Here is a 25749-nt window from a genome sequence, read left to right on the forward strand (position 1 = left end):
TGTCTTTAGCGTGTTGGCTTCCCCATGAAATATCTTGCTCTCATCGTGTCGCTGATCCTGCTGGCCGGCTGCGCCAGCGGTCCCCGCTACGACACCAGCCATGCTTCGGCCAATCACGACAGCCGTATTCAGTTCGTCGTGCTCCACTACACCAATGCATCACAGGAGCGCTCGCTGCAACTGCTAACCCATGGCGAAGTTAGCAGCCACTACCTGATCGGCGACGACAAGAAGGCGACCATCTACAAGCTGATGGATGAAAACCTGCGGGCCTGGCACGCCGGAGAAAGCCAATGGCAAGGCCGGACCTGGATGAATTCCAGTTCCATCGGCATCGAAATCGTCAACCCGGGCTTCAAGGACACCCCGACCGGGCGCCTGTGGTATCCCTACTCCGAAGCGCAGATCGAGTCCCTGATCGTCCTGCTCAAGGACATTAGCCAGCGCTACGCAATCAGTCCTCGCAGCATTGTCGGGCATAGCGACATCGCCCCCTTGCGCAAGCTGGATCCGGGGCCCTTGTTTCCCTGGAAGCGCCTGGCTGAGCAAGGGTTGGGTATTTGGCCGAACGAACAAGCCGTAGCCCGTCAGCAGACCCGGTTCGAAACACAGCTGCCGAGCATCAGCTGGTATCAGGCACAACTGGCACGCGTCGGTTATGACACACCGCAAACGGGCGAACTGGACGTCGCCACCCGCCACGTGCTGGCGGCCTTCCAGATGCATTTCCGACCGTCGCGCTTCGACGGTACGCCGGATGCACAAACCGCCGCGCTGCTTCAGGTTTTAAATCAGACAAAATAATGACGATCGCCCGACGGTCAGCGCGTTTCTCAAATAGCAGCTATAACTCATTGGTAATTCGTCGGATATTACATAATGACTGTTGCTCGAGAGACACTTCGCAGCTGGTTCTATCGCCCTTGGTTTCTGGCGATGCTGGCTGCTGTCTTGAGCGCTACGTTGATGATGGCCGGCAGTTACTTCGTTGCCATTCACCAGGTTGAGCAAAACGAAAGCTGGGAAATGAACGCCCAGGGTGAACGTTTTCTTGCTCGTCTGGAGCAACTGTTCGGGCAATTGCGCGAAAGCCTTGACGACCTGGAAGCCCAGCCGTTGCGCAGCTGCGATGACGACATGATCGCGACTTTGCAGCAGGTCACCTTCAATTATCGCTTCGTCTATGAGGCAGCCTACATGGACGCCTCGCGAATCTGTTCCAATCGTCCGCGCCAGGAAGGTTTGTCATTGATACGCCCACCGGACATCAAGGGCCCCACCTACAGTTACTGGTTGAATACCACCACCGAACCCGATGAAAACCGTGCCGCGCTGATGCTCGGACGCGGCAATTTCCGGGTTGCGACATCTCGCGGCCATTTGACCGACATGGTCGACCTTTCGCCGGGAAGCAGCCTGCTGGTGGTACTTGACCATGGCACCCGGGCAATTCCGGTACTGGGCGTCTCGCAAGCCTGGCCACCGAGCCAATGGCCGCCAAAAACCCGCGATGCGCTGCAAGTCACCCAGACACGCTTGATTTACCGCATGCCCACCGACAACCCGGAATACCAACTGGTGCTGATCAGCCCGCGCAGTGGCACCCATATACCGCCCGTGTGGTGGTGGTTGCTGCCTGCCTGTCTGCTATTGGCTCTTTGCGTAGGTTTCCTGGTGTTTTTGCTGGTGCGCCAGCGCCAGTCACTTGACGCAGAGCTGACGGGAGCCATCCGCCGAGGTGAGTTGCAGGTGCTCTATCAGCCGATCTTTGACCTCGACAGCCGCAACTGCGTCGGGGCCGAAGCCTTGCTGCGCTGGCGAAGGCCGGACGGCACCCTGACCAGTCCCGACCTGTTTATCCCGATGGCAGAGAACACCGGGCAAATCCGCCAGATGACCGACTTTGTCCTGCAACGCCTGCTTGAGCAACTGGGGCAACTGCTGCGGGCCAACCCGCAGTTGTACATCTCGGTCAACCTGGCGGCCTGCGATGTCATGATCCCGCGGATCGGCCAAGTGATGGCTCGCTTGCTGACCCTGCACCGGGTCGCGGCGAAGCAGATTGCCTTTGAAGTCACCGAACGCGGATTGATCGATGTGGTGGTGGCCCGGGAAAACCTGCAAGCCTTGCGGGATGTCGGGCACCAGGTACTGATCGATGACTTTGGCACCGGCTACTGCAGTCTCGCGTATCTGCAGACCTTGCCGGTGGATTGCCTGAAAATCGACAAAGCGTTCATCGATGCGCTGGGCCATGACGCAGCGAGCAGCGGTGTTGCGCCGCATATTATTCACATGGCCCAGTCATTGCATTTGAAGGTGATTGCCGAAGGCATCGAACATGAAGCCCAGGCGGCGCTCCTCAGCAGTGAGGGGGTGAGATTCGGCCAGGGTTGGCTGTTTGCCCATGCATTAAGTGCGGTGCAGTTCATTGAGCTGATAACCCGAGGCCGCCGACTGGCCGGTCGACGCCTGGATGACGAAGCGTAAAAAGCGCTTACACCGTCAACGTCATATAAAACTGAGTCCCCTGCCCCGGTCTCGAGTAAACACCCATTCGTCCTCCATGCAGCTGCACAATTTCCTTGCACAACGCCAAACCGAGGCCGGCCCCGCCTTTCTTGCGGCCGACCTGGACAAACGGCTCGAAGATCCGGCCCTGTTGGCCATAGGCGATGCCTTCACCGTTATCTTCGACGCTGATGATGACCCGCTCCCCATGACGCCTGGCTTGCAGTCGTATCCGCCCGCCGGTGGCGGTATGACGCAGTGCATTATCGATCAGATTGTCGAGCACCCGGTCCAGTTGCGCCTGATCGGCTTGCAACCGTGGCAAGGGCCCCTGGACTTCTACCAACAGCTCGACACCCTTCTCTCGCGCCCCGTCGGTAAAACGACTCTGCGCTTGCTCCAGCAAATCCTCGATGGAGCATGGCGCCAGAGTGAGTTTCTGCAAGCCGTTCTGGTAACGGGAGAAATTCAGCAAGTCATTGATCAGTTGCATCAGCCGCTGCATTTCTTCGTTTACCGTGTCCAGCAGGTCCGCCTCCCGGGACTCCGGTGGAAAATGCGAGCGCTCGCGAAACAGCCCAAATGCCATGTGCATACCAGTCACGGGCGTGCGCAGTTCATGGGAGGCGCGCAAGACGAACTCGCTACGCACCCGTTCGAAGGCACGTTGTTCAGTCACATCGTGCAGCACCATCACTGCACCAAGAATATGCCCTTGGGTGTGGATGACTGGCGTCAGGCTATACGTCAGCAACCGCGTCTCGCCATCGACCTCGATGCTCAGGTCATCCGGCATACGTTCCAGCGTACCGCCACGCAGTACCAGCTGCAGTTGCTCATCGAGTTCGGGATGCTCAAGCGCCTCACCCAAGCCTCGCCCGAGCCGATCGGAGTCCCAGCCTAACTGGCGCTGCGCTACAGGGTTAAGGTGCTCCAGATGCCCCTGGCGATCAATCATCAGCAAGCCATCGTCGATACCGTCGAGCACCGCTTGCAAACGCTGCTGTCCCGCCAGCAACTCATCGACGTTAGTGGCCTGATGTTCACGCAACGCCTCCGCCATGATCCCGAAGCGCCGGGTCAGCTGATTCAGCTCCACGGCCGAAGACACCGGCAGCGTGACGTCGAAATCACCCTGGCCAATACGATCCGCTGCCTGCGCCAGAGCCTCGATGGGCTCACCGAATCGCCGGGCGATGGCGTGTGCGGTAATGAAGCCGATGATCAACACCGCCAGCCCAACCAGGCCAAGCAGCCCGGCGATCAGCAGTGCACGCTCACGGGCTTTGCGTTCGACAGTGCTGATGTCATCCAGCGCCCGCTTGTGCTCCGTGATCAAGCCATTGCGCAATAGATTGAATTTTTCGGTCAGCTCATCGTTGCCACTGAGTACGCGCGTCGGGTCAGCGGACACTTCATACGCACCCATAAAGCTCAAATAATCGGCCTTGGCCTTTTTGAAGCCGTGGGTTTCATCTGAGGGTTCCTGGGCAATGCCTTCCTCCAGCAACTCAAGGTAACGCTGCTTGGACGCCTCGAGGGCGGCGGGATCGCTTTTTTCACTGAGCATGATGAGCAGCTGATCACCCAGCGTCTGTCGCAATTTGAGCCCCAGGTCCAGAGTGACGAAGTTGTTGCGCACCAACGCTTCCTGGCTCCCAGCCATCTGCAGCACACTGACAAGACCGAGCAGTAGCCCAAGCAGTGCGACAGTGATCAGTGCAGAAATGCTGAGGAAAAGCCGGGTCTGCAACTTCATCGCCGGTTTCATCGCCGCGAACTCACAGGTTGTACTGCTTGCGCTTGCGGTACAGCGTCGACGCATCGATTCCCAAGGTCTTGGCGGCTTGATCCAGCGTGCCTGCGGTGGCAAGGACGGCACCGATATGGGCCTTTTCCAGCTCATCCAGGCTTAACGGCGCACCAATACGCGGTGCGTTGTTGATCGGCGCTTCGGCCATGCCCAAGTGGCTGATCTCGACCCGCTCCTGCGGGCAAATAATGCTCGCACGCTCCACTACGTTACGCAGCTCGCGAATGTTCCCCGGCCAGCGGTAACCCAGGAGCGCTTCACGGGCCTCGTCGCTGAAACCCCGCGCCGGACGTGCATATTCCTTGACGAAACGGGCCAGAAACCGGTCTGCGAGGTTGAGAATGTCTTCCCGGCGTTCGCGCAGTGGTGGCAGGTGCAACGTAATGACATTGAGCCGATACAACAGGTCCTCGCGGAAGCGCCCGTCGCGGACCATGTCTTCCAGGTTCTGGTTGGTGGCCGCAAGAATGCGCACATCGGCCCGGCGCGTGACGGGGTCACCCACCCGCTCGTATTCCTTGTCTTGAATGAAGCGCAGCAACTTTGGTTGCAAAACCAAGGGAAAATCACCGATTTCGTCGAGAAACAAGGTTCCGCCATCAGCTTGGTTAACGCGCCCCAAGGTGCTTTCACTGGCACCGGTAAATGCACCCCGGCTGTGGCCGAATAACTCGCTTTCCATGAGCTCGGCCGTCAGCGACGGACAGTTGATGGTGATACAGGATTTTTTCGAGCGCTTGCTCCAGCCGTGAATCGCCTGGGACAACTCGCCTTTACCGGTGCCGGACTCCCCAAGGATCAGGATGTTGGCATCGGTATTGGCCACCTGGCGGGCGGTCTCGAGCACGACCTTCATGGCCGGGCTGTGAGAGTCCAGACCTTCCTTGGGTTTACGCATCTCACCTTCCAGAGCCTCCAGACGAGCCGACAATTGCCGCACTTCCAGCTGTTTGGCCGTGGCCAAGCGCAATTGATCGGGGCTGCACGGCTTGACCAGATAATCCGCGGCACCCGCCTGAATCGCATCAACGGCGGTGTCTACGGCCGAATGCGCGGTGACGATCACCACGCGCATCCATGGGGCCTGGATGCGCATCTGTGCCAGAACGTCCAGACCGTTGTCCTCCCCCAGGCGCAAATCGAGGAAGCACAGGTCGAAAACTTGACGTTGCAGCAAGGCTTCAGCTTGCGCAGCGCTGTTAGCGGTCGCAACGCTGTAGCCTTCATCTTCAAGGCAATAGCGGAAGGTTCGCAGGATGGCAGACTCATCATCTACCAGAAGAATGCGGCCTTGATGCTCAGTGGCGGATTCCATTTTCCTACGCTCCTTAAAGAATGATCTTGGTTAGTCCCGGAAAAATCGGGCAAGTTGCATGGTTTATTCTGATCCATTCCTGCCTTAGCAGGGTAGCTAACTCCTGTCCCCTCGCTGCAACGCCCGAAATTAGCTTACTGGAACGCAAAACCCCTTTATCAGAGATGCCTTGCGTCCATTTCTGACAGCCGCGCCCTCCTCTCAATTCAAAAAGATTGCGATGTGTTTGCCAAGAGTCGTGCATTACGCACGACCGGACGAGGGCTCATCGTGCAGGATGCGTCGACTCACATTCACACGACAAACATAACTTGTTGTTTTTAAAGGTTTTTTTTAATAAAAAAAGCTGGCATGCAGGCTGCAATAACCTGATTAACGCAGGGCAAGAAACAAATGCCCTCAGTCTGATTTCCCCAGCGTGGGAGGAGCTTCAGGATGAATCGCCAACTTGCCGCCCAATTGCATTTCTCGCCACTGCATGTTCAGCAAGGCCTGTTTGCGGTACTTGCACTGGTGATCACCTTGATCGCCGGTCAACAGTTTCTTCTATGGGAACAGAGTCAGCAGCCAGAAGCCCCGCGCATTTCGTTTGAGCATCCGACCCAAACCCATTTCAGCGCGGCAGGCAGCGGTTTGGTAGATAACACCCCGATGAGAATGATGGACGTCGACCAGGCGCAACCGGCCAATGAGATGCCCCGTCAGGAACGCTGGGTGTTCTGAGCACATCAACTTGGTGCGCTCGACGCGCCGGGATAGCAACACCTCTTAATAGAAGCGTAAGGAGAATCATCATGTTGAGCTGGGCAATCACGTTCCTGATCATTGCCATTGTCGCCGCCGTCCTGGGCTTCGGTGGTATCGCGGGCACCGCCACGGGTATCGCCAAGATTCTCTTTGTCGTGTTCCTGGTGATGTTCATTGCATCTTTCTTCTTTAGCCGTCGCGGTCGTGGCTGAACAAAGTTCAAGACGCGAAAGAAGCACATCGCTTCTTTCCCACTGCGCCACCTGAGGAAGGAAAGGCGCATGACCAAGGGGTCGGGACGTTCTGCCTGCTTCAGGGGCGGAGTGACCTACGGGTACAGGGAGTGCCTGCGCAAGGGCCGGGTCAGGTAAAGCTGCCACGCAAGTTCGCCGGCCGAGTTGGGTTCGACGAGCTTGCGTAGTGCTTGAAGGTTGCAGCACCTGCGGGAAAAGTCCCCAAGGGCGTCATGAGCGACCGTACATCGAGAAAAATCGCCTTTCTTTTGCGCTCATATCTCTGCGCAGATCTGCTGAATTCCAATCATTTTGACACCCTTCCCCGCTGTTCAAAAAACATACAATCTGCTCTGTGATGGCCGGTTCACGGCACTTATGCCTGCCAATATGTCGTATTCGAACCGGTTGGGACGCGCGTTTCACTCAAAAAACCTCATGCCGATTCGGCATAGGGTAGGCGTTTACGGCATTAGACGTCGCTTCCTTGCATCGGAATAGTTGCGCCTTTTTTCGCCTGCCAGAGAGCCACTAACAAGCGCTCCGGGGCTCCTTATACGGGGGCAAGTGCACTAACGTTTTCGCCACAAGCGAAGCCGTTCATGCATCTGCCCGAGTCAAACTGAAGTAAGGGTAAAGATATGAAGAAGGCAAAGCTTAGCCTCGCCTGGCAGATCCTCATCGGTCTGGTATTGGGGATTGCAATCGGTGCGCTGCTCAACCATTTCAGTGCCGAAAAAGCCTGGTGGATCAGCAACGTCCTGCAACCGGCAGGCGATATCTTTATCCGTCTGATCAAGATGATCGTAATTCCGATCGTCATCTCTTCCCTGATCGTCGGCATTGCTGGCGTCGGTGACGCCAAGAAACTTGGGCGCATCGGCCTCAAGACCATCATCTACTTCGAGATCGTCACCACCATCGCCATTGTGGTGGGTCTGCTGCTGGCCAACCTGTTCCATCCAGGTGCCGGTATCGACATGAGCACCCTGGGCACTGTGGACATTTCCAAGTACCAGGCAACAGCTGCTGAGGTTCAGCATGAACATGCGTTCATCGAAACCATCCTCAACCTGATCCCGTCGAATATCTTCGCGGCCATGGCTCGCGGCGAAATGCTGCCGATCATTTTCTTCTCTGTGCTGTTCGGCCTCGGTTTGTCGAGCTTGCAGGCGGACCTGCGCGAACCGCTGGTGAAGATGTTCCAGGGCGTTTCGGAAAGCATGTTCAAGGTCACCCACATGATCATGAACTACGCACCGATCGGCGTATTCGCACTGATCGCGGTGACCGTGGCCAACTTCGGCTTCGCTTCCCTGCTGCCACTGGCAAAACTGGTCATCCTGGTTTACTTCGCCATCGCCTTCTTCGCCTTCGTGGTGCTGGGCCTGATCGCTCGACTGTTCGGCTTCTCGGTGCTCAAGCTGATGCGCATCTTCAAGGATGAGCTGGTACTGGCCTACTCCACCGCCAGCTCCGAAACCGTGCTGCCGCGTGTGATCGAAAAAATGGAAGCCTATGGCGCGCCCAAAGCCGTTTGCAGCTTCGTCGTGCCAACCGGTTACTCGTTCAACCTGGACGGTTCGACCCTGTACCAGAGCATTGCGGCCATCTTCATTGCCCAGCTCTATGGCATCGATCTGTCGATCAGCCAGCAATTGCTGCTGGTGCTGACCCTGATGGTCACCTCCAAGGGCATCGCCGGTGTACCTGGCGTGTCCTTCGTAGTCCTGCTCGCTACCCTGGGCAGCGTCGGCATCCCGCTCGAAGGCCTGGCATTCATCGCCGGTGTCGACCGTGTCATGGACATGGCACGTACCGCTCTGAACGTGATCGGCAATGCCCTGGCCGTGCTGGTCATCGCTCGTTGGGAAGGCATGTACGACGACGCCAAGGGCCAGCGCTACTGGAACTCCCTGCCGCACTGGCGCAGCAAGGAAAAGCTGCCAGCGGGTGAAACCTCCAGCAACTAATGTAATACCAGACAAACCCCGGAGAAATCCGGGGTTTGTCGTTTCTGGCCACCCCGCTATCATTCGCGCATCTTTTGGGGGATTTGACTGATGCTTAATGGCCTGTGGCTTGGCTTCTTCATCGTGGCTGCCGTGTCGGCGCTGGCGCAATGGTTGATCGGCGGCAACGCCGGGATCTTCGCGGCGATGGTGGAAAGCATCTTCGCCATGGCCAAGTTGTCCGTCGAAGTCATGGTCCTGCTGTTCGGTACCCTCACCCTGTGGTTGGGCTTTCTGCGGATCGCCGAGAAGGCCGGGATCGTCGAATGGCTGGCCAAGGCCCTCGGGCCGCTGTTCTTGCGCCTGATGCCGGAAGTCCCGCCTGGCCACCCCGCCATCGGTCTCATCACCCTGAACTTCGCCGCCAACGGCCTGGGCCTGGATAACGCCGCCACGCCCATCGGCCTCAAGGCCATGAAGGCGCTGCAGGAGCTCAATCCCAGCGATACGATTGCCAGTAACGCGCAGATCCTGTTCCTGGTGCTCAACGCCTCCTCCCTGACCCTGCTGCCGGTGACGATCTTCATGTACCGCGCCCAGCAAGGTGCGCCCGACCCGACACTGGTGTTCCTGCCGATCCTGCTCGCCACCAGTTGCTCGACCATTGTCGGTTTCCTGGCCGTAGCCTTCATGCAACGCCTGCGCGTCTGGGACCCGGTGGTGTTGGCGTACCTGATTCCCGGCGCCCTCGCCCTCGGCGGTTTCATGGCGCTTCTGGGAACGATGTCAGCGACCGCACTGGCGGGTTTGTCTTCGATCCTCGGCAACTTGACGCTATTTTGCTTGATCATGCTGTTTCTGGTGATTGGCGCGTTGCGCAAGGTCAAGGTCTACGAAGCGTTCGTCGAAGGCGCCAAGGAAGGCTTTGACGTGGCGAAGAACCTGCTGCCGTATCTCGTGGCGATGCTGTGCGCCGTAGGCGTGTTGCGGGCGTCCGGCGCCCTGGATTTCGGCCTGGACGGGATTCGTCACCTGGTGGAATGGGCCGGCTGGGACACGCGCTTCGTCGATGCGCTGCCAACGGCGATGGTCAAACCCTTCTCCGGCAGCGCCGCCCGGGCGATGCTGATCGAAACGATGAAAACATCGGGTGTGGACAGCTTCCCGGCACTGGTGGCGGCGACGGTTCAGGGCAGTACAGAAACCACGTTCTATGTGCTGGCGGTGTACTTTGGCGCAGTAGGCATCCAGCGAGCGCGGCATGCGGTGGGGTGTGCGTTACTGGCGGAATTGGCCGGTGTACTGGGCGCCATCGGGGTCTGCTACTGGTTCTTCGGCTAACCACAATCCCCTGTAGGAGCGAGCATGCTCGCGAAAAACGTCAACGATAACGCGGGGTGTCTGGTAACCAGCGTTGCTTTGGCGTCCATCGCGAGCATGCTCGCTCCTACAGGGGTTTTGCGCCAGGTTCATGGCCTTGGGGGCGGTGCGACTTTTTGCCCTTGCTCAACCGCCCACGCCACCACCTGCGTCGTCAGTTGATCGCTGGCCTGGCCAAATCCGGCCACCACCGCCGGCACCTTCACATCACTCAAAGGCTGGCGCACTTCAAAACGCTTGCTGGCGAGGATTCGCTGGTCATAACCACGCACCAGTAACGCGTCCAAGCGCACGATCACGCCGGCGTTGGTACCCTGATATTCGGTCTGAAACGCCTGCAAGCTGCCACCCAGCTCCAGATCCGCCTGAAAGTTGCTGTCATCGGTGCTAAGCAGCGTCACCCGACCATCACGCTGGAAACCATCGAGCAGGCGATTGCGCATCAGCACCGGCGCCGGGTCGCTCCAACGTGCGCCCTTATAGCTGCTGATCACGTCACCCTGGGGGATGACGGCGATGTTGGGGCTGTTCAACGCTTCACTGGCCTGGGGTTTGTTCAGGCGCAACGACCAGCGCTGCGGCGTGGCGTGAGCAGGCGCCACACTGCTTTGCGCCGAAGGCAATCGATAGAGTTCGAAGGGTTCGGGCTTGGGCAGGATCGAGCAGGCGCTGATCAACGTGAAGCTGGCGAAGAGGGTGAGGGCGGACAGCTTCATGGGGTGAATTCCTTGTTCTTGTCACTGCCCAGCAGGTAACCGCTGGGGTTGGCCTCAAGGCGTTGGGAGATGGAGCGCAACGAGGTCAGGGTTTCACGCAGCTCGCGTATTGCCGGGGCCAGGCCATTGAGGCCCTGCATGCCGCTGTTCAACGAGTCCTGATTGGTGCTGAGCAGCTTGTTGATCGTCGCGCTGCTCTGCTCCAGGGATTTCATGGCTTGTTCGGCGCTGCCGAACATCTGCTTGCCCTGATCATTGAGCAAGCCGTTGGCGCTGCGCATCAGCGTCGACGTCTGTTCCATCATGGTGCTGGCCTGTTTGCCGACCGCCGCCAGTTGCTGCATGGCCTGGCGGATATCGCCACGCTGGTCGGCGATGGTGCCGGTGGTGACTTCAAGATGCTCCAGGGTCTTGCTGATGCGCTCGATGTTTTCCGTGGAAAACATCAGGTTGGCGTTGTGCATCAGCATGTTCACCCCGGCCATGAGGTCGTTGCTGTCATTGAGCAATCGGGCGATGGGCGAGGGCGAAGCGACAATGGTCGGCAGTTTGCCGTCCTTGCCCTTGAGTGGCGGGCTCTGGGGCGTACCGCCGCTGAGCTGGATGATCGATGTTCCGGTGACCCCGGTCAGCGCCAGCTTGGCCTGGGTATCTTCCTTGATCGGTGTGTCGCCACCCAGACGAATCCTGGCCAGCACCCGACGCGGGTCTTTCGGGTCCAGCCGCAGCAGCACGACATCGCCGACCTTGATCCCGCTGTACTGCACCGGGCTGCCCTTGGATAGACCACTGACCGCCTCGTTGAACACAACCTCGTAGTCCTTGAACTCGGTGTCGACACTGGACTTGGCCAGCCAAAGGCCAAAGAGCAGGGCGCCTGTCACCACAATCACGGTGAACAGGCCGATCAATACATGATGGGCTCGGGTTTCCATGTCAGACCTCGTTGAGCTGTTGAGCGGCCGTCAGCGCCGCGCGGCCGCGAGGGCCATGGAAGTATTCGTGAATCCATGCATCGTCGGTTTCCGAGACGACATCAATGGCATCGGCCACCAGCACTTTCTTCTGCGCCAGCACCGCCACGCGGTCGGTGATGGTGTAGAGCGTGTCGAGGTCGTGGGTCACCAGGAACACGCTAAGGCCCAAGGCATCGCGCAGGGTCAGGATCAGTTGATCGAAGGCGGCGGCACCAATCGGATCGAGACCGGCGGTGGGCTCGTCGAGAAACAGGATGTCCGGGTCCAGCGCCAAGGCCCGTGCCAGTGCCGCACGCTTGATCATGCCGCCGGACAGGGACGCGGGGTACTTGTCCGCCGCCGACAGCGGCAAGCCAGCCAGGGCCAGTTTTACCGCCGCCAAGTGCTCGGCATCGTCACGGCTCAATCCCGCGTGTTCGATCAGGGGCAGGGCGACGTTCTCGGTCACCGTCAACGAAGAGAACAGGGCGCCTTTCTGGAACAGCACTCCAAAGCGCCGTTCGATCAGGGAGCGCTCGTGCTCAGGCAGGGTCGGCAGGTTTTTACCGAAGACTTTCACCACGCCCTCGCTGGGCTGGCGCAAACCGACGATGCTGCGCAGCAGCACGGACTTACCGCTGCCGGAACCACCGACCACAGCCAGGATCTCGCCCTTGTACAGATCCAGATCGAGGTTTTCGTGCACGCTCTGGCTACCGAAACGATTGCACAGCCCGCGGACTTCGATCACCGCCTCGGCGGGCGCTCGGGGTAAACGACTCACCAACTCATCTCCATGAAAAACAGCGCGGCCACGGCATCGAGCACGATCACCACGAAAATCGACTGCACCACGCTGGACGTGGTGTGAGCGCCGACGGACTCCGCACTGCCGCTGACTTTAAAGCCTTCCAGGCAACCGATCGCTGCAATGAGAAACGCGAAGATCGGCGCTTTGACGATCCCCACCAGAAAGTGCTGGACGCCGATGTCCGATTGCAGCAGCGACAGAAACATCGCTGGCGAAATATCCAGCGCTACTGCGCAAACGACGCCGCCACCGATAATCCCCGAGACCATCGCCAGAAAGGTCAGCATTGGCAAGGCGACCAGCAACGCCAGGACCCTCGGCACCACCAGCAACTCGATCGGGTCGAGGCCCAGGGTGCGAATGGCGTCGATTTCCTCGTTGGCCTTCATCGAGCCGATTTGCGCGGTGAACGCACTGGCGGTGCGCCCAGCCATCAGGATTGCGGTCAGAAGCACACCGAATTCGCGCAAGAAGGCAAACGCCACCAAGTCCACCGTGAACACACTGGCGCCGAACGTGGTCAACACCGTCGCCCCGAGAAAGGCCACCACGGCGCCCACCAGAAAGGTCAGCAGGGCAACGATGGGCGCGGCGTCGAGACCGGTCTGTTCGATGTGCGCCACCATCGGCGTGATGCGCCAGCGGCTGGGGCGAAACAGACCACGCACGATGGTTTCCAGAATCAGGCCGACGAACCCCAACAATTGCAGGGTGTCCTGCCAGACCGCGTCCACCGCGCGGCCGATGCGGGTCAGCAATTGAATGCCGACGCTGATTTCGGGCTCCTTGAGCGGCACGCAGAAATCCGTCATCGACTGATAGACGGTTTGCAACAACGCGCGGTCGGCAGTGGAGAGGGTGCAATCGGGATGTTCGGCGGATCGACCCAGGCGCTCGGAACCCAACAGTTCCACCAGCAGCGAGGCGCCGGCCGTATCAAGGGCCCCGAGGCCATTGAGGTCGATATGGGTGCTGTCGTCGTACTGGCCTTCGAGCTTTTCACTCAGGTGCTTGAGGTCGGCGTAATGGGCAAGCGTCCAGTCTCCCGTCACCCGAATCTGAGGCGGGGAGTGCGAGGTGTCCAATTGGGCATTGCCGGCCACTGTGCTGCTTGTCATAAGCTCCGTGCTTTTTCGGCTATTACGCAGAGCTATGTAATAACACGAACTCACTCACTTTTCTTTGACCGGTGTGCTGTCTAATACCTTGAAGCGCAGCACACCGATCAATTGGCCGTCTTCGGTCAACACCCGCACCTGCCATTTGCCTGCCGGATTGCCAGGAAAATTCTGCTTGTGAGTCCAGGCCCGGTAGCCTTCCTTGCGTCCACCGTGAATATCGAGAGGGATGCGATCGACCTCTTTGCCGTTGAATTGCCAGACGTGATAAATCCGCTCGTCCAGTCCGCGTGGCGCATTGATCGCCGTGTAGGCATAGAGGCCACCGCCGCGAATCTGCTCGGTGCTGACTTCTTCGAGGCTGGCGCCGGGGGTGCGATCCTGCATCTGCGTGCTGATGGCCACGTCGGTCATCCACAGGGTCGCGGGCGGTACCCACGAACGCAGTACCCAGCCGACACCGCCGATACCCACGGTAATACTCAGGATCGCCAGGGCATTGCGCACGGTGCGGATCGGAAAGATCGACGCGAGGCTGGGGAACGACAACAGCACGGCGATGCCCAGTGCCCATTTGAAGCTTTGCGAGGTGGTCAGGTGCATGATCACCGGCAATGCGGTGAGGAGGGCGGCGAACAGGGTCAGGGTGTGCAGCGCCAGGAACGCCCAGCGCCGGGGTGCCAGCCACTTGTAGTAGAGCGGGTCGATGATGGAAATCAGCGCCGCGATACCCAACAGCCCGGTGAAGAAAAACTGGCCGCTGTTCCACGTCGTGGTGATGAAAAAGAACGGCAGGACGAAGAACAGGCTTTCCTGGTGAATCATCTGCGTCGCATAACGCAGAAGAGGCTGGGGAATTTCCCGCTTGAAGATTCTGGTGAACAGCTTGGTCAGGCTGTTTTCCAGCATTAGCCAGACCCAGCTGATCAGCATGATGGTGGTGATCCAGCTCGCCAGACCCTGCTGGCGATCCACCAGAATGAAGCTGCCGATTCCGGAGATAAAGCCACCGGCCGCGATGACCCCGGGGTAACGCTTCATCAGCTCGAGGATGCGCTGGACGAAGAGGGTCAGGGTCGGCATTCGGCGGTTCACATTAGTCGTAGGAAAAATCCCTGACAGGTTACCGCCTCATCAGCGAAAGTGCTTACTTTCTGCGATGAAAACGCCACGCCGCCAGGCTCAGCAGCAACAATCCCGACAACCCGGCGATCATCCACATCAATTGGTCATAACTCACCAACGGTTTTTCGATCCGCACATAGCCCGGTTGCAAGAGCAATTCGCGCATGGCCTTGTTCGCTTGCGCCAGCGTGACGGCTTGCAATTCCCTGACCGGGTTGGCGAAACGGCCGTCTGCATAGTCTCCCAAGGAACTCCAGTAGTAATCGGCCAGGGCGCTGTTGCCTTGAACGGCCCACGACTGGCGGGCGATGGCGGCCTGTTTGAGGCGATTGAAGGTCTCGGCGTTGAGACCATCCTTGAGCAAACCGGCCTTCAGCTCATCCAGCACCTCTTGCGCTTCGGCCACGTCGTCGCGATCCAGGTCGGCATTCAGGCTCATGAAGCCAACGCCGCCAAACACCTCACGCTCGGCCCAGGGACCATAGGACAAGCTGTGCGCCAGGCGCAGTTGGCGATAGAGTGCCCAGTCCAGATAGTCCTTGAGCAGGTCGAAGGTTTCGTCGTGCTGATTGTCCAGCACCGGCTCCGGTACCAGCCAGTGCAGCTTGGCCCCACCACCGACGAAGCCGCGAATCAGGTTGCGCTCATGGGCCGCGCTGGCCTGGATTTGTGGCAGGGGCGGGTGCTCTGTCGGGTCGATGGCGGTCAACGCGCCATAAGCCCGATCCAGATAGGCCGGCAGCAAGCGGTCGAGGTCGCCGACGACAATCAGCGTCATGTTGTTGGGCGCGTACCAGCCCTTGCGCACATTCTCCAGCTGTTCGCGGGTCAGGTGATGGACTTGCGCACGCTCAGGGCATTTGAGGCCCAGTTCCACGGCCAGTTGTTTGCTGGCGGTATTGCCCAGGTCCTGGCGATCCAGCCAGCGTTGCAGGTGGGTGTAGTGGCCACCATCTTCACGCTCGACCACTTGCTTGGCGGCGTGGATGGCGTCGTCGTCGAAATGAGTCTGCGTCAGCAACGCCAGCAGCAGATCGAGCACCTTGCGCTGGTTTTTCGCCGGGGCCTCGATCACAAAGGTGGTGTCGGCGTTGCTGGTGAAAGCATTCCACTCGCCACCCAGCGCCTGCATGCGCTCCTCCAGGCCGCCTTCACCGCTGGCGTCGATGCCGCTGAACAGCAGGTGTTCGAGCAGGTGTGGCAGTTCTTTATCGGCGCAACCGAAATCATCCAAGCCTACCCCGACCACCAACCGGATCGCCACGTGGCCGCGCTCAGGGGCGGGCTTGAGCACCAACTGCAAACCGTTGCGCAGGGTGTAGCCTTCGACCTGGAAACGATCCAGGGCAAACGAAGGGAATGAGCCAAGCAACAGACAGGCGAACAACAGACAACGCATAACGAGCTTCCAGACGGCTGATTGGAGATCCGTGTCGCTTTCCAGGCAGCCATCGCGAGCAGGCTCGCTCCCACAGAGGCTTCTCAAATCAACTGTGGGAGCGAGCCTGCTCGCGATGATCTTGAACCCGAAACCAATGTTACTGACTGACCACCGTGCCAGACGTTCAAGGCGAATGCGTGATGTCAGCCAAATCGTCGACGGCCAGCGCGCCAGTGTCGGAAGTTTCCAGCACCACGTAGGCACTGCTGCAAAACAGCGAATTCAAACGCTTCATGTCGGCAATCAACTCCAAGTGCAGCGAACTGGTCTCGATACTTTGCACGATCTTACGTTGCAAACGACTGACATGCGCGTGGGCCAGGCGGCGTTCCTGTGCGCGAAAGCGACGTTTCTCACGCAGTAACTGGCGGGCACTTTCCTTGTCGGCACTCAGGAAAACCGACAAGCCCAGGCGCAGGTTGGAGATCAACTGGCTGTGCAGCCCGGCCAACTCTTCCAGACCCACTTCGGAAAACGACCGGCGCTGGGAGGTTTTCTGTTGCTGGACTTTGCGCAGCATGCGCTCGATCAAGTCACTGGCAAGCTTGAGGTTGATCGCCAGCTCGATGATTTCCGCCCAGCGCCGGCTGTCCTGGTCACTCAAGTCTTCCCGGGGCATTTGCGCCAGGTACAGCTTGATCGCACTGTAGAGCGCCTCCACGTCATCACTCAGACGACGCACCTCCTGGGTCACTGCAGTTTGCTTGCCGTGCAGCACGTCGAGCATGGCTTCCAACATGTTGTCGATCAGATCGCCCATGCGCAGGGTTTCCCGGGCCGCGTTGGCCAATGCCAGGCTTGGCGTGACCAATGCTGTCGGGTCAAGGTGCCGGGGTTTGGCCATACCGTTGGTTTGCGGACGTTCGGGCAGTATCCACGCACAGAACCTGGCCATCGGCCCGACACTGGGCAGCAGGATCAGGCAACGCGCCGTGTTGTAGAGCAGGTGGAAGCCGATGACCATTTCCTGGGGGCTGAAGTCGAGGCTGTCGATCCAGTGCACCAAGGGGTCGAGCACGGGAATGATCAGCAACAGCCCGATCATCTTGTACAACAGGCTGCCCAGCGCCACCTGGCGGCCGGCGGCGTTCTGCATGCTGGTGCTGAGGAACGCGAGAATGCCGCTGCCGATGTTGGCGCCGATCACCAGGCCGATGGCCACCGGCAGGCTGATCACGCTGGCGCCGGCGAGGGTTGCGGTCAGCAGGACCGCCGCCAGGCTGGAGTAGGAAATCATCGCGAACAACGCGCCGACCAGGGCGTCGAGCAAAATGTCGCCGGTCAGAGAGGCGAAAATCACTTTCACCCCTTGGGCGTTGGTGATCGGCGCGGCTGCTTCGACAATCAGTTGCAGCGCCAGAATGATCAACCCCAGGCCGATGCTGACCCGGCCCATTTGCCCTAGTCGCGTCTGTTTGCGCGACAGGAAGAAAATCACCCCGAGAAAAATCAGCAGTGGCGAGAGCCATGACAGATCGAAGGTCAGCACCCGTGCCATCAACGCCGTACCGACATCGGCCCCCAGCATGGTTGCCATAGCAGGGGTCAGCGCCATCAGGCCCTGGCCGACGAACGACGTGACAAGCATCGCCGTGGCGTTACTGCTCTGGACCATCGCGGTCACGACGATCCCCGAGATGAACGCCAGCCAGCGCTTGGACATGTTCTGGCCGATGACGTGGCGCAGGTTGGAACCGTAGACCCGCAAGATGCCGGTTCGGACGATATGCGTGCCCCAGATCAGCAAGGCCACGGCTGAGAGCAAATTGAGCAGGGTGAGCATGCTGGCCCCCTGTGGTGGTAGCGCCCCAAAGGAGCAAGTTGGCGGTGCCGCGCGACATTCTACGTTCTGTAATTAAGCTGTAGTTGGCTAACGGTCTGGGCGCCAGCATCGCATAGCTAAAGAAGCGATTGAAATGAAACTGTCATGAAAACAGTTTGATGCAGACAAAAAAGGGGCCTCTCAAGGCCCCTTTTGTTCAGCACAACATTCCAGTTACTGCCCCGGAATGTCCTTGCGCAGTTTCACCGGGTCCTGCTGCTTTTTCTTTCTTGCAATGGCGGTGCGCATCTTGATGTTGATCGCTTCCACCGCCAGCGAGAACGCCATGGCGAAGTAGACGTAGCCTTTTGGCACGTGCACGTCGAAGGATTCGGCGATCAGCACCGTACCCACGATCAACAGGAACGACAGCGCGAGCATCTTCAGCGAAGGGTGCTTGTCGATGAACGCGCTGATCGTGCCCGAGGCTAGCATCATCACCAACACCGCCACGACAATCGCCGCCACCATGACCGGTACGTGGGAAACCATGCCGACGGCAGTGATCACCGAGTCCAGGGAGAACACGATGTCGATGATCGCGATCTGGATGATGGTGTAGAGGAAGTTGCCGCCCTTCATCGAAGGCTCGTCATCGGTTTCGTCTTCACCTTCCAGCGCGTGGTACATCTCTTGCGAGCTTTTCCACAGCAGGAACAGGCCACCGAAGAACAGGATCAGGTCACGCCCGGAGATACCCTGGCCGAACACTTCGAACAAGTCGGCGGTAAGGCGCATGACCCAAGTGATCGACAACAGCAACAGAATCCGCGTGATCATGGCCAGCGCCAGGCCGAAAATCCGGGTGCGCTGTTGCATGTGCTTGGGCATCCGGCTGACCAAGATCGAAATCATGATGATGTTATCGATACCCAGGACGATTTCCAGGGCAGTCAGGGTAAAGAAGGCAACCCAGATTTCAGGGTTGGTCAGCCATTCCATGTGTATTCCTTTGAGCGATTGTTAAACCAAAAAGGGCCCCGACTTCAAACCGCGAAGCCTGGACCCGAAATGGTGAGTCTTGGGCTTATAGAGTGCTGAACAGCGGAAAAATCCCCATCAGCAATGCGGCAACCAGTATGCACATGCAAACCAGCACTGCCCACTTCAGGGTGAAGCGCTGGTGATCACCAAAATCGATGCCAGCCAGGGCCACCAAGAGGTAAGTCGATGGTACCAGCGGGCTCAACAAGTGGACGGGCTGACCGACGATCGAGGCACGTGCCATTTCCACCGCGGTAATACCGTAATGGCTGGCGGCTTCGGCCAGTACCGGCAACACTCCGTAATAAAATGCATCATTCGACATGAAGAAGGTGAATGGCATGCTCACCAACGCCGTGATCACTGCCAGGTATGGGCCGAGGAAGTCCGGAATCACCGACAGCAGGCTTTTGGACATGGCATCGACCATGCCTGTGCCCGACAGGATACCGGTGAAGATACCCGCGGCAAAGATTAGCCCGACCACCGCCAGTACGCTACCGGCGTGGGCCGCGACGCGATCCTTCTGCTGTTGCAGGCACGGGTAGTTGACGATCATCGCGATACTGAACGCCACCATGAACAGCACCGGCAGCGGCAACAGGCCGGCGATCAGGGTGCACATCAGGACCAGGGTCAGGGCGCCGTTGAACCAGATCAAGCTTGGCCGACGTGCATCCGGGAATTGCGAAACGGTGATCTCGCTGTGATCGACCTCATCGCCGACCAGATGCAACTCTCCCAGACGCGCACGTTCACGTTTGCCGTAGAAGTAGGCAATGGCAAGGATGGCCAGGACACCGGCGGCCATCGCGGGAATCATCGGCACGAAGATGGCCGATGGATCGACGTGCAGCGCACTGGCGGCACGGGCGGTCGGGCCACCCCACGGAGTCATGTTCATCACGCCACCGGCGAGGATGATCAAGCCGGCCATGATCCGCGGGCTCATGCCGATACGGCTGTAGAGCGGCAGCATGGCGGCCACGCAGATCATGTAGGTGGTCGCGCCGTCACCGTCGAGGGAAACGACGAGCGCCAGGACGGCGGTACCCACCGACACTTTCAACGGGTCGCCCTTGACCATTTTGAGGATCTTGCGCACGGCCGGGTCAAACAGGCCGGAGTCGATCATCAGGGCAAAATAGAGAATCGCGAACATCAGCATCACGCCGGTTGGCGCGAGCTTGGTAATGCCTTCGAGCATCATCGGGCCGATTTTCGGGCCGAAACCGCCAAACAAGGCGAAAACGATCGGGATGATGATCAAGGCGATCAACGCGGACAGGCGCTTGGTCATGATCAGGAACATGAACGTGATGACCATGGCGAAGCCAAGGAAAGTCAGCATGGGAATACTCCAGGCGTAGCGCGGCTAGGGAAATGGGCGGATCGGATGGGATCAGCGCAGAACGGGAAGCACGAGACGTACGGGCGGAGTTGCAGCGAAGCGGCGGATAGAAGAGGACATCAGGGTCACCATTGTTGTTGTTTAATGGGCTGGGCGAACAATCGAACATTCGCTTTAGCCAACCGGTCTGTTGCCGGCAGTGAGGGCGATCCTAATCGTGGAAGCTTTCAGCCAGCTTTCGCCGATGAAAGCATTGACCGGATGTGCAACCGGTCGTCGGACCGGGGCAGAGAGGGGAAACCGAGTTGTGCCCTTCGCGAGCAGGCTCGCTCCCACAATGATTTTGATCCCCTGTGGGAGCGAGCCTGCTCGCGAAGACGTCAGTGAAAACGCATCTGGAGGAAAAGGAATGGTCGACTTTCACACAGGCGGCTGCCACTGCGGACAACTGCGATATCAATTCAGCGGGCCTTTACACGATATCGCCCATTGCCATTGCTCGATTTGCCGGCGGGTCAGCGGCGGGATCGTGACCACCTGGATCACTGTGCCGGCGACAACCTTTCAATGGCTCGCGGGAAAACCGGCGCGGTACGACTCTTCGCCAACCTGCGCGCGCTATTTTTGCGGCAACTGTGGGGCGCAACTGGCATTGGAGACTCACCTGAGCCCGGGCAGCATCGACGTGACCATCGCCACCCTCGATCACCCGGAGCGGGCCCCGGCCGAACGCCACATCTGGACCGACAGCCGCCTGCCGTGGTTGCATCTGGATGAGCATTTACCGGGCGAAGCCGAAGAAACACTCTGATCAGAAAATAGACAGGTCGAGCGGGCGAATCGCGCCCATCCAGATCGCGTGCTCGCTGTGATCCAGCAGATCGTTGCCGGTGTCGGGGTGCAGGAACACCACCAACCCCTTGCGGTTGAGCGCCAACCACGGCAGCACATCACCGATCAGTTCAGGGCCGAACGCCAGTTGGCAGCTCCAATCCGGGTGCGGGCCGACGGGGCGTTCGTGCACCCGGCCCATTTTCAGCGGGAACAATTGTGCCGCTTGCTCACACAGGGCCCGCGCCTGGTCGATGGTGCTGGCATCGAAATAGACATGGGCGTGGTAACCCTTGATCCGTTGCATCTGAATCCCTCCAAAACCGAGTCGAACCCTCACCGTTTCCTAAAGGTCAAATGCCATACAGGAAAGAGAACAAGGGAGTTCAGCCATGAAAAATGCCGAAACCCCAGTGGTGAAAGTGGTGCTTTATGGTGCCATGAGTAGCTTGGGCAGTGCGCTGATGGCTGAAATGTTGCGGCGCCAACATGAAGTGATCGCCATTCTCGATGACTTGACGGCGCTGGCGCCGCGCCCGGGTTTGCGTACCAAGGCCGGCGACCTGTTCGACGCACAACGGGTCAAGCAAAGCGTGGCCGGCAGTTCGGCGGTCATCTGTTTATTAGACGCACCGGGGTTGCCATTCAATAGTGAACACGTGGAAAAAAACATTGTGCCCGGCCCGGTCGAGCAGGTGCTGGCGGTGGATGCATTGCTTGATGGCATGCAGGCAGCAGGCATTACCCGATTGTTTCTAGTGGGGGATTTCGAGGTGCTGGACGATCCGGAGTTCGAGGACGGGTTGCAACGCCACGCCGCCGAAGAAATCCGCGAAGCGCTACAAAGCAGCCCCTTGCACTGGACGATGGTAAACGCTCCGCGCGGGGTGCCGGGGCTGACCATCGAGCACTTCAGTCAAATCGGCGGCAACCTTGAGCCGGGACTGGCCGAGCCGCTCGCACGTTTGGCCCGCACGGCAGTGGGGATCGCTGATGAGTTGCATCTGAACCTGCATATTGGCGAGCACGTTAATTTTGTTGCCACCGATAGCTAGATCGCAATTGAGGGCAGTGCCATCCCGTTCAACGATTGCGCACTGCTGGCCTGCTCGGCCATCAACCAATCGACAAACTGCTGGATCAAGGCGCCACGCCGTTTGCGTTGTGGTAACACGACGTAATAACCCAGCCTGGAGATCACCGTTTCGGCAATCGGTCGACACAACAAACCTTGTGCCAACAAGTTATCCACAAGGTGCCGCCAGCCAATCGCCACGCCCTGGCCGCCAATGGCGGCCTGAATCAACAAGGTGTAATTATCGAAACGCAATTGGCCGGGCGCCGGGGGCGAAGTGATGCCCAACTCGCGAAAGACACCGCTCCAGTCAAACCAGTGGCTGCTGTTTTCGCCACGCAGGTGCAGAAGTGGAAACTCCAACAATGATCGAGCGGGTAGGGGCAGGGTGCGATCATTGAGTACTTGCGGGCTGCACACCGGGAACACTTCCTCGCTGAATAGCCAATGACTCTCTCCCTGTTTGAAGCGGCCATCGCCGAACAGCACTGCTACATCGATATCGCTGCGCAACATGTTATGGCTACGTTCACTGGTCACCAGACTGACGTCGACCTGTGGGTTGGCCGCGTGAAAGCGGTGCAATCGAGGCATCAGCCAATAGGCGGCAAAGGCAAAATCGGTGGCGACTTGTAGCACTTCATGCTGATGCTGGGCGCTGATCGCGCTCAATCCTGCATCGATATTCTGCAAACCCAGCTGAACTTGCTCGAAAAGGATAGCACCTGACTCAGTCAGTTCAATGCCGCGATAGATGCGGTCGAACAGTCGAGCCCCCAACTGCTCCTCCAGTCGCTTGATTTGCTGGCTGACCGCCGGCTGCGTGGTTCCCAGCTCGACCGCCGCCGCCGTAAAGCTGCGTTGACGGGCCGCTGATTCGAAAGCGCGGAGCAAATCCAGAGAAAGGTCACCAAGCGCGTCATACATAAGCTGTGCTTATCCTAGTCATTGCCGCCCGTGGGCTTTACCGCAAAGTGTGTGGGTTACATCCTCGACCCCAGCACTCTCGCATAAACATCCACTATGGAATGCCGCGATCACATGAAGCGCAAGAACATTCTTTTCATCATGGCCGATCAAATGGCCGCGCCAATGTTGCCGTTCTACGGTCCTTCGCCTATCAAATTGCCTAATCTGAGCCGCCTCGCCGCCGAGGGCGTGGTATTCGACAGCGCTTATTGCAACAGCCCGCTGTGCGCACCTTCGCGCTTTACCCTGGTCAGCGGCCAGCTGCCGAGCAAGATCGGGGCTTATGACAACGCGGCGGATTTCCCGGCCGATGTGCCGACTTATGCCCATTACCTGCGGCGCCTCGGCTATCGCACTGCGCTGTCAGGCAAAATGCATTTCTGTGGTCCGGACCAATTGCACGGCTATGAAGAACGCCTGACCAGCGATATCTACCCAGCCGACTACGGCTGGGCCGTGAACTGGGACGAACCGGACGTGCGTCCGACCTGGTACCACAACATGTCGTCGGTTCTCCAGGCAGGCCCTTGCGTGCGCACCAACCAACTGGATTTCGATGAAGAGGTAGTGTTCAAGGCCCAGCAGTACCTGTTCGACCACATTCGCGAGGATGGCGAGCAGCCGTTTTGCCTGACGGTTTCGATGACTCACCCCCACGACCCGTACACGATTCCCAAGGCTTTCTGGGACCTGTACGACGACGCCGACATTCCTTTGCCGGAAACACCGGATCAACACGAACTCGATCCGCATGCCCAGCGATTGCTCAAGGTTTATGACCTGTGGGACAAACCATTGCCTGTGGATAAAATCCGCGACGCTCGCCGCGCCTACTTCGGTGCTTGCAGCTATATCGACAGCAACGTCGGCAAACTCCTGCAAACCCTTGAGGATACTGGGCTAATCGATGACACCATCATCGTATTCTCCGGCGACCACGGTGACATGCTGGGCGAACGGGGCCTCTGGTACAAAATGCACTGGTATGAAATGGCCGCTCGTGTCCCCCTGTTGATAAGTGCTCCAGGGCAATTCGGCGCCGGCCGGGTCAGTGCATCGGTATCCACCGCCGACCTGTTGCCGACCTTTGTAGAACTGGCCGGCGGCACCCTTGAACCGGGCTTGCCGCTCGATGGCCGTTCGCTGGTTCCGCATCTGCAAGGGCAGGGCGGACACGATGAAGTGTTCGGCGAATACATGGCCGAAGGCACCATCAGTCCATTGATGATGATTCGTCGTGGCGCTTACAAATTCATCTACAGTGAAGATGACCCTTGCCTGCTCTTCGATGTAGGCAATGACCCGCGAGAACTGGAAGAACTCAGCAAATCGCCGCAACATCGTCAACTTTTCGACGAATTTCTCGCCGAAGCTCGCGCCAAATGGGACATTCCAGCTATCCATCAACAGGTGCTCGCGAGCCAGCGGCGCCGGCGTTTCGTCGCCGATGCCCTGACCATCGGCAAGCTGAAGAGCTGGGATCACCAGCCACTGGTGGATGCCAGTCAGCAATACATGCGCAATCACATCGACCTCGACGATCTGGAGCGCAAAGCACGTTATCCACAACCCTGCCAAAACCAATAATGTTAAGGGGAAGTCCATGCAAAAGTTATCCACAGTACTGACGGTCGGACTTCTGGCCCTGGGCAGTGCATCGGTGTATGCCGATCAAAGTTGCGAGATGGTGAAAATGGCCGACCCTGGCTGGAGCGATATCGCCGCAACCAACGCCATTACCGGGTTTCTGCTGGACGGCATGGGCTACAAGGCCAAGGTCGACACCCTCGCGGTGCCGATTACCTTTGGCGGGCTCAAGGATGGCCAGGTGGATGTTTTCCTCGGCAACTGGATGCCGGCGCAGCAGGGTTTCTACGACAAGTTCATCGCCACCGGGGACGTCACGCAACTGGCGAAGAACCTCGACGGCACCGAGTTCACCCTCGCTGTCCCGGATTACGTCTGGGATGCGGGTGTGCATAACTTTGCCGACCTGAACAAATACGCCGACAAGTTCGACCACAAGATCTATGGCATCGGGTCTGGTGCACCGGCAAACATTTCGCTGCAAGAGATCATCAAGAAAAATGATTTCGACATGGGTCAATGGAAACTGATCGAATCCAGCGAGCAGGCCATGCTTGCGGAAGTGTCCCGCGCGGTGAAGAAACAGAAGTTCGTGACCTTCCTCGGCTGGACACCGCACCCGATGAACGTGCAGCTGAAAATGCATTACCTGAAGGGTGGCGAGAAATACTTCGGCGACACCGGCAGCGTCCACACCCTGACCCGCAAAGGTTATGCACAGGCCTGCCCGAACGTCGGCAAGCTGCTCACCAACCTGAGCTTCACCCAAGAGATGGAGAACAGCATCATGGCCGAGGTGGTGAACAAGAAAGTCAGCAATGCCGATGCGGCCAAGGCGTGGATCAAGGCCAACCCGGCAGTGCTGGACAAGTGGCTCGATGGCGTGAAGACCGTGGATGGCAAGGATGCGTTACCGGCAGTGAAAGCCAAGCTCTAACTCCCGCCACTGATCGTTCCCACGCTCTGCGTGGGAATGCATCCCGTGACGCTCCGCGTCGCACTCCAAGGGCAA

At 58.9% G+C, this 25749-nt stretch carries 23 protein-coding genes; 10 read left to right on the forward strand and 13 right to left on the reverse strand.

What is annotated here, in order from left to right:
* The first annotated feature begins 24 nt into the window (after window positions 1-24).
* Window positions 25-804 (forward strand): N-acetylmuramoyl-L-alanine amidase, encoded by a 780-nt coding sequence (locus AC1Q8Q_RS09330; RefSeq protein WP_033038845.1) that lies wholly within the window; start codon window positions 25-27, stop codon window positions 802-804.
* A gap of 75 nt (window positions 805-879) precedes the next feature.
* Window positions 880-2490: an EAL domain-containing protein gene (locus AC1Q8Q_RS09335; protein ID WP_020798031.1), complete on the forward strand. Its 1611-nt coding sequence runs from the start codon at window positions 880-882 to the stop codon at window positions 2488-2490.
* A gap of 7 nt (window positions 2491-2497) precedes the next feature.
* Here AC1Q8Q_RS09335 and AC1Q8Q_RS09340 read toward each other — a convergent pair whose 3' ends face one another.
* Together AC1Q8Q_RS09340 and algB are read right to left on the reverse strand one after the other, a co-directional pair.
* Window positions 2498-4282, reverse strand: a complete 1785-nt coding sequence (locus AC1Q8Q_RS09340; RefSeq protein ID WP_151143773.1) for a KinB sensor domain-containing domain — start codon at window positions 4280-4282, stop codon at window positions 2498-2500.
* A gap of 10 nt (window positions 4283-4292) precedes the next feature.
* Window positions 4293-5639 carry a sigma-54-dependent response regulator transcription factor AlgB gene (gene algB, locus AC1Q8Q_RS09345; RefSeq protein ID WP_020798029.1) on the reverse strand — a complete coding sequence of 449 codons (1347 nt, stop codon included), beginning with the start codon at window positions 5637-5639 and terminating at the stop codon, window positions 4293-4295.
* A 435-nt stretch (window positions 5640-6074) separates the two neighbouring features.
* On the opposite strand from algB, the gene AC1Q8Q_RS09350 reads away from it, so the two are divergent.
* From AC1Q8Q_RS09350 to AC1Q8Q_RS09365, 4 genes are all read left to right on the forward strand, one after another.
* Window positions 6075-6362, forward strand: a complete 288-nt coding sequence (locus AC1Q8Q_RS09350; protein ID WP_083349947.1) for a hypothetical protein — start codon at window positions 6075-6077, stop codon at window positions 6360-6362.
* Window positions 6363-6433: 71 nt separating this feature from the next.
* Window positions 6434-6598, forward strand: coding sequence for a DUF1328 domain-containing protein (locus AC1Q8Q_RS09355; RefSeq protein ID WP_020798027.1), 165 nt, complete (start codon window positions 6434-6436; stop codon window positions 6596-6598).
* Window positions 6599-7260: 662 nt separating this feature from the next.
* A complete protein-coding gene (gene gltP / locus AC1Q8Q_RS09360; protein ID WP_020798026.1) occupies window positions 7261-8592 on the forward strand; it encodes a glutamate/aspartate:proton symporter GltP in 1332 nt (443 codons plus the stop codon).
* A gap of 90 nt (window positions 8593-8682) precedes the next feature.
* Window positions 8683-9912 carry a nucleoside recognition domain-containing protein gene (locus tag AC1Q8Q_RS09365; RefSeq protein ID WP_033045657.1) on the forward strand — a complete coding sequence of 410 codons (1230 nt, stop codon included), beginning with the start codon at window positions 8683-8685 and terminating at the stop codon, window positions 9910-9912.
* Window positions 9913-10040: 128 nt separating this feature from the next.
* Here the strand turns inward: AC1Q8Q_RS09365 and AC1Q8Q_RS09370 are convergent, their stop codons facing one another.
* The 9 genes from AC1Q8Q_RS09370 to AC1Q8Q_RS09410 all read right to left on the reverse strand — a co-directional run bounded on the left by AC1Q8Q_RS09370 (window position 10041) and on the right by AC1Q8Q_RS09410 (window position 20275).
* Entirely contained in the window at window positions 10041-10667 is a 627-nt protein-coding gene (locus AC1Q8Q_RS09370; protein WP_492614990.1) for an ABC-type transport auxiliary lipoprotein family protein, read from the reverse strand.
* Entirely contained in the window at window positions 10664-11602 is a 939-nt protein-coding gene (locus tag AC1Q8Q_RS09375; protein ID WP_020798023.1) for an MlaD family protein, read from the reverse strand. The genes AC1Q8Q_RS09370 and AC1Q8Q_RS09375 overlap by 4 nt, the downstream gene beginning before the upstream one ends.
* A 1-nt stretch (window position 11603) precedes the next feature.
* Window positions 11604-12407, reverse strand: a complete 804-nt coding sequence (locus AC1Q8Q_RS09380) for an ABC transporter ATP-binding protein (RefSeq protein ID WP_020798022.1) — start codon at window positions 12405-12407, stop codon at window positions 11604-11606.
* A complete protein-coding gene (locus tag AC1Q8Q_RS09385) occupies window positions 12404-13552 on the reverse strand; it encodes an ABC transporter permease (RefSeq protein ID WP_020798021.1) in 1149 nt (382 codons plus the stop codon). The genes AC1Q8Q_RS09380 and AC1Q8Q_RS09385 overlap by 4 nt, the downstream gene beginning before the upstream one ends.
* Before the next feature lie 54 nt (window positions 13553-13606).
* Window positions 13607-14635 (reverse strand): DUF5924 family protein, encoded by a 1029-nt coding sequence (locus tag AC1Q8Q_RS09390; protein WP_168757032.1) that lies wholly within the window; start codon window positions 14633-14635, stop codon window positions 13607-13609.
* A gap of 64 nt (window positions 14636-14699) precedes the next feature.
* A complete protein-coding gene (locus tag AC1Q8Q_RS09395; RefSeq protein WP_020798019.1) occupies window positions 14700-16076 on the reverse strand; it encodes a M16 family metallopeptidase in 1377 nt (458 codons plus the stop codon).
* A gap of 166 nt (window positions 16077-16242) precedes the next feature.
* Complete coding sequence (locus AC1Q8Q_RS09400) at window positions 16243-17901, reverse strand: Na/Pi cotransporter family protein (protein WP_168757031.1); 1659 nt, start codon at window positions 17899-17901, stop codon at window positions 16243-16245.
* A gap of 213 nt (window positions 17902-18114) precedes the next feature.
* The gene (locus tag AC1Q8Q_RS09405) at window positions 18115-18882 is read right to left on the reverse strand and encodes a TerC family protein (protein ID WP_020798017.1); all 768 of its coding nucleotides are present in this window, start codon (window positions 18880-18882) and stop codon (window positions 18115-18117) included.
* Window positions 18883-18967: 85 nt separating this feature from the next.
* Complete coding sequence (locus AC1Q8Q_RS09410; protein ID WP_020798016.1) at window positions 18968-20275, reverse strand: CitMHS family transporter; 1308 nt, start codon at window positions 20273-20275, stop codon at window positions 18968-18970.
* A 409-nt stretch (window positions 20276-20684) separates the two neighbouring features.
* Between AC1Q8Q_RS09410 and AC1Q8Q_RS09415 the strand changes: the two genes are divergently transcribed.
* Entirely contained in the window at window positions 20685-21086 is a 402-nt protein-coding gene (locus AC1Q8Q_RS09415; protein ID WP_020798014.1) for a GFA family protein, read from the forward strand.
* On the opposite strand, the gene AC1Q8Q_RS09420 is transcribed toward AC1Q8Q_RS09415, so the two are convergent.
* Window positions 21087-21413: a DOPA 4,5-dioxygenase family protein gene (locus AC1Q8Q_RS09420; RefSeq protein ID WP_008064666.1), complete on the reverse strand. Its 327-nt coding sequence runs from the start codon at window positions 21411-21413 to the stop codon at window positions 21087-21089.
* A gap of 85 nt (window positions 21414-21498) precedes the next feature.
* Here AC1Q8Q_RS09420 and AC1Q8Q_RS09425 point away from each other — a divergent pair, with 85 nt between their 5' ends.
* The gene (locus tag AC1Q8Q_RS09425; protein WP_020798013.1) at window positions 21499-22161 is read left to right on the forward strand and encodes an NAD(P)-dependent oxidoreductase; all 663 of its coding nucleotides are present in this window, start codon (window positions 21499-21501) and stop codon (window positions 22159-22161) included.
* On the opposite strand, the gene AC1Q8Q_RS09430 is transcribed toward AC1Q8Q_RS09425, so the two are convergent.
* Window positions 22158-23108: a choline sulfate utilization transcriptional regulator gene (locus AC1Q8Q_RS09430; protein WP_020798012.1), complete on the reverse strand. Its 951-nt coding sequence runs from the start codon at window positions 23106-23108 to the stop codon at window positions 22158-22160. The genes AC1Q8Q_RS09425 and AC1Q8Q_RS09430 overlap by 4 nt on opposite strands.
* Before the next feature lie 114 nt (window positions 23109-23222).
* On the opposite strand from AC1Q8Q_RS09430, the gene betC reads away from it, so the two are divergent.
* Complete coding sequence (betC, locus tag AC1Q8Q_RS09435) at window positions 23223-24737, forward strand: choline-sulfatase (protein WP_492614991.1); 1515 nt, start codon at window positions 23223-23225, stop codon at window positions 24735-24737.
* Window positions 24738-24753: 16 nt separating this feature from the next.
* Complete coding sequence (gene choX, locus AC1Q8Q_RS09440) at window positions 24754-25674, forward strand: choline ABC transporter substrate-binding protein (protein WP_492614992.1); 921 nt, start codon at window positions 24754-24756, stop codon at window positions 25672-25674.
* Window positions 25675-25749 lie beyond the last annotated feature (75 nt).

Source organism: Pseudomonas sp. GW823-FHT06B06 (assembly GCF_058795195.1).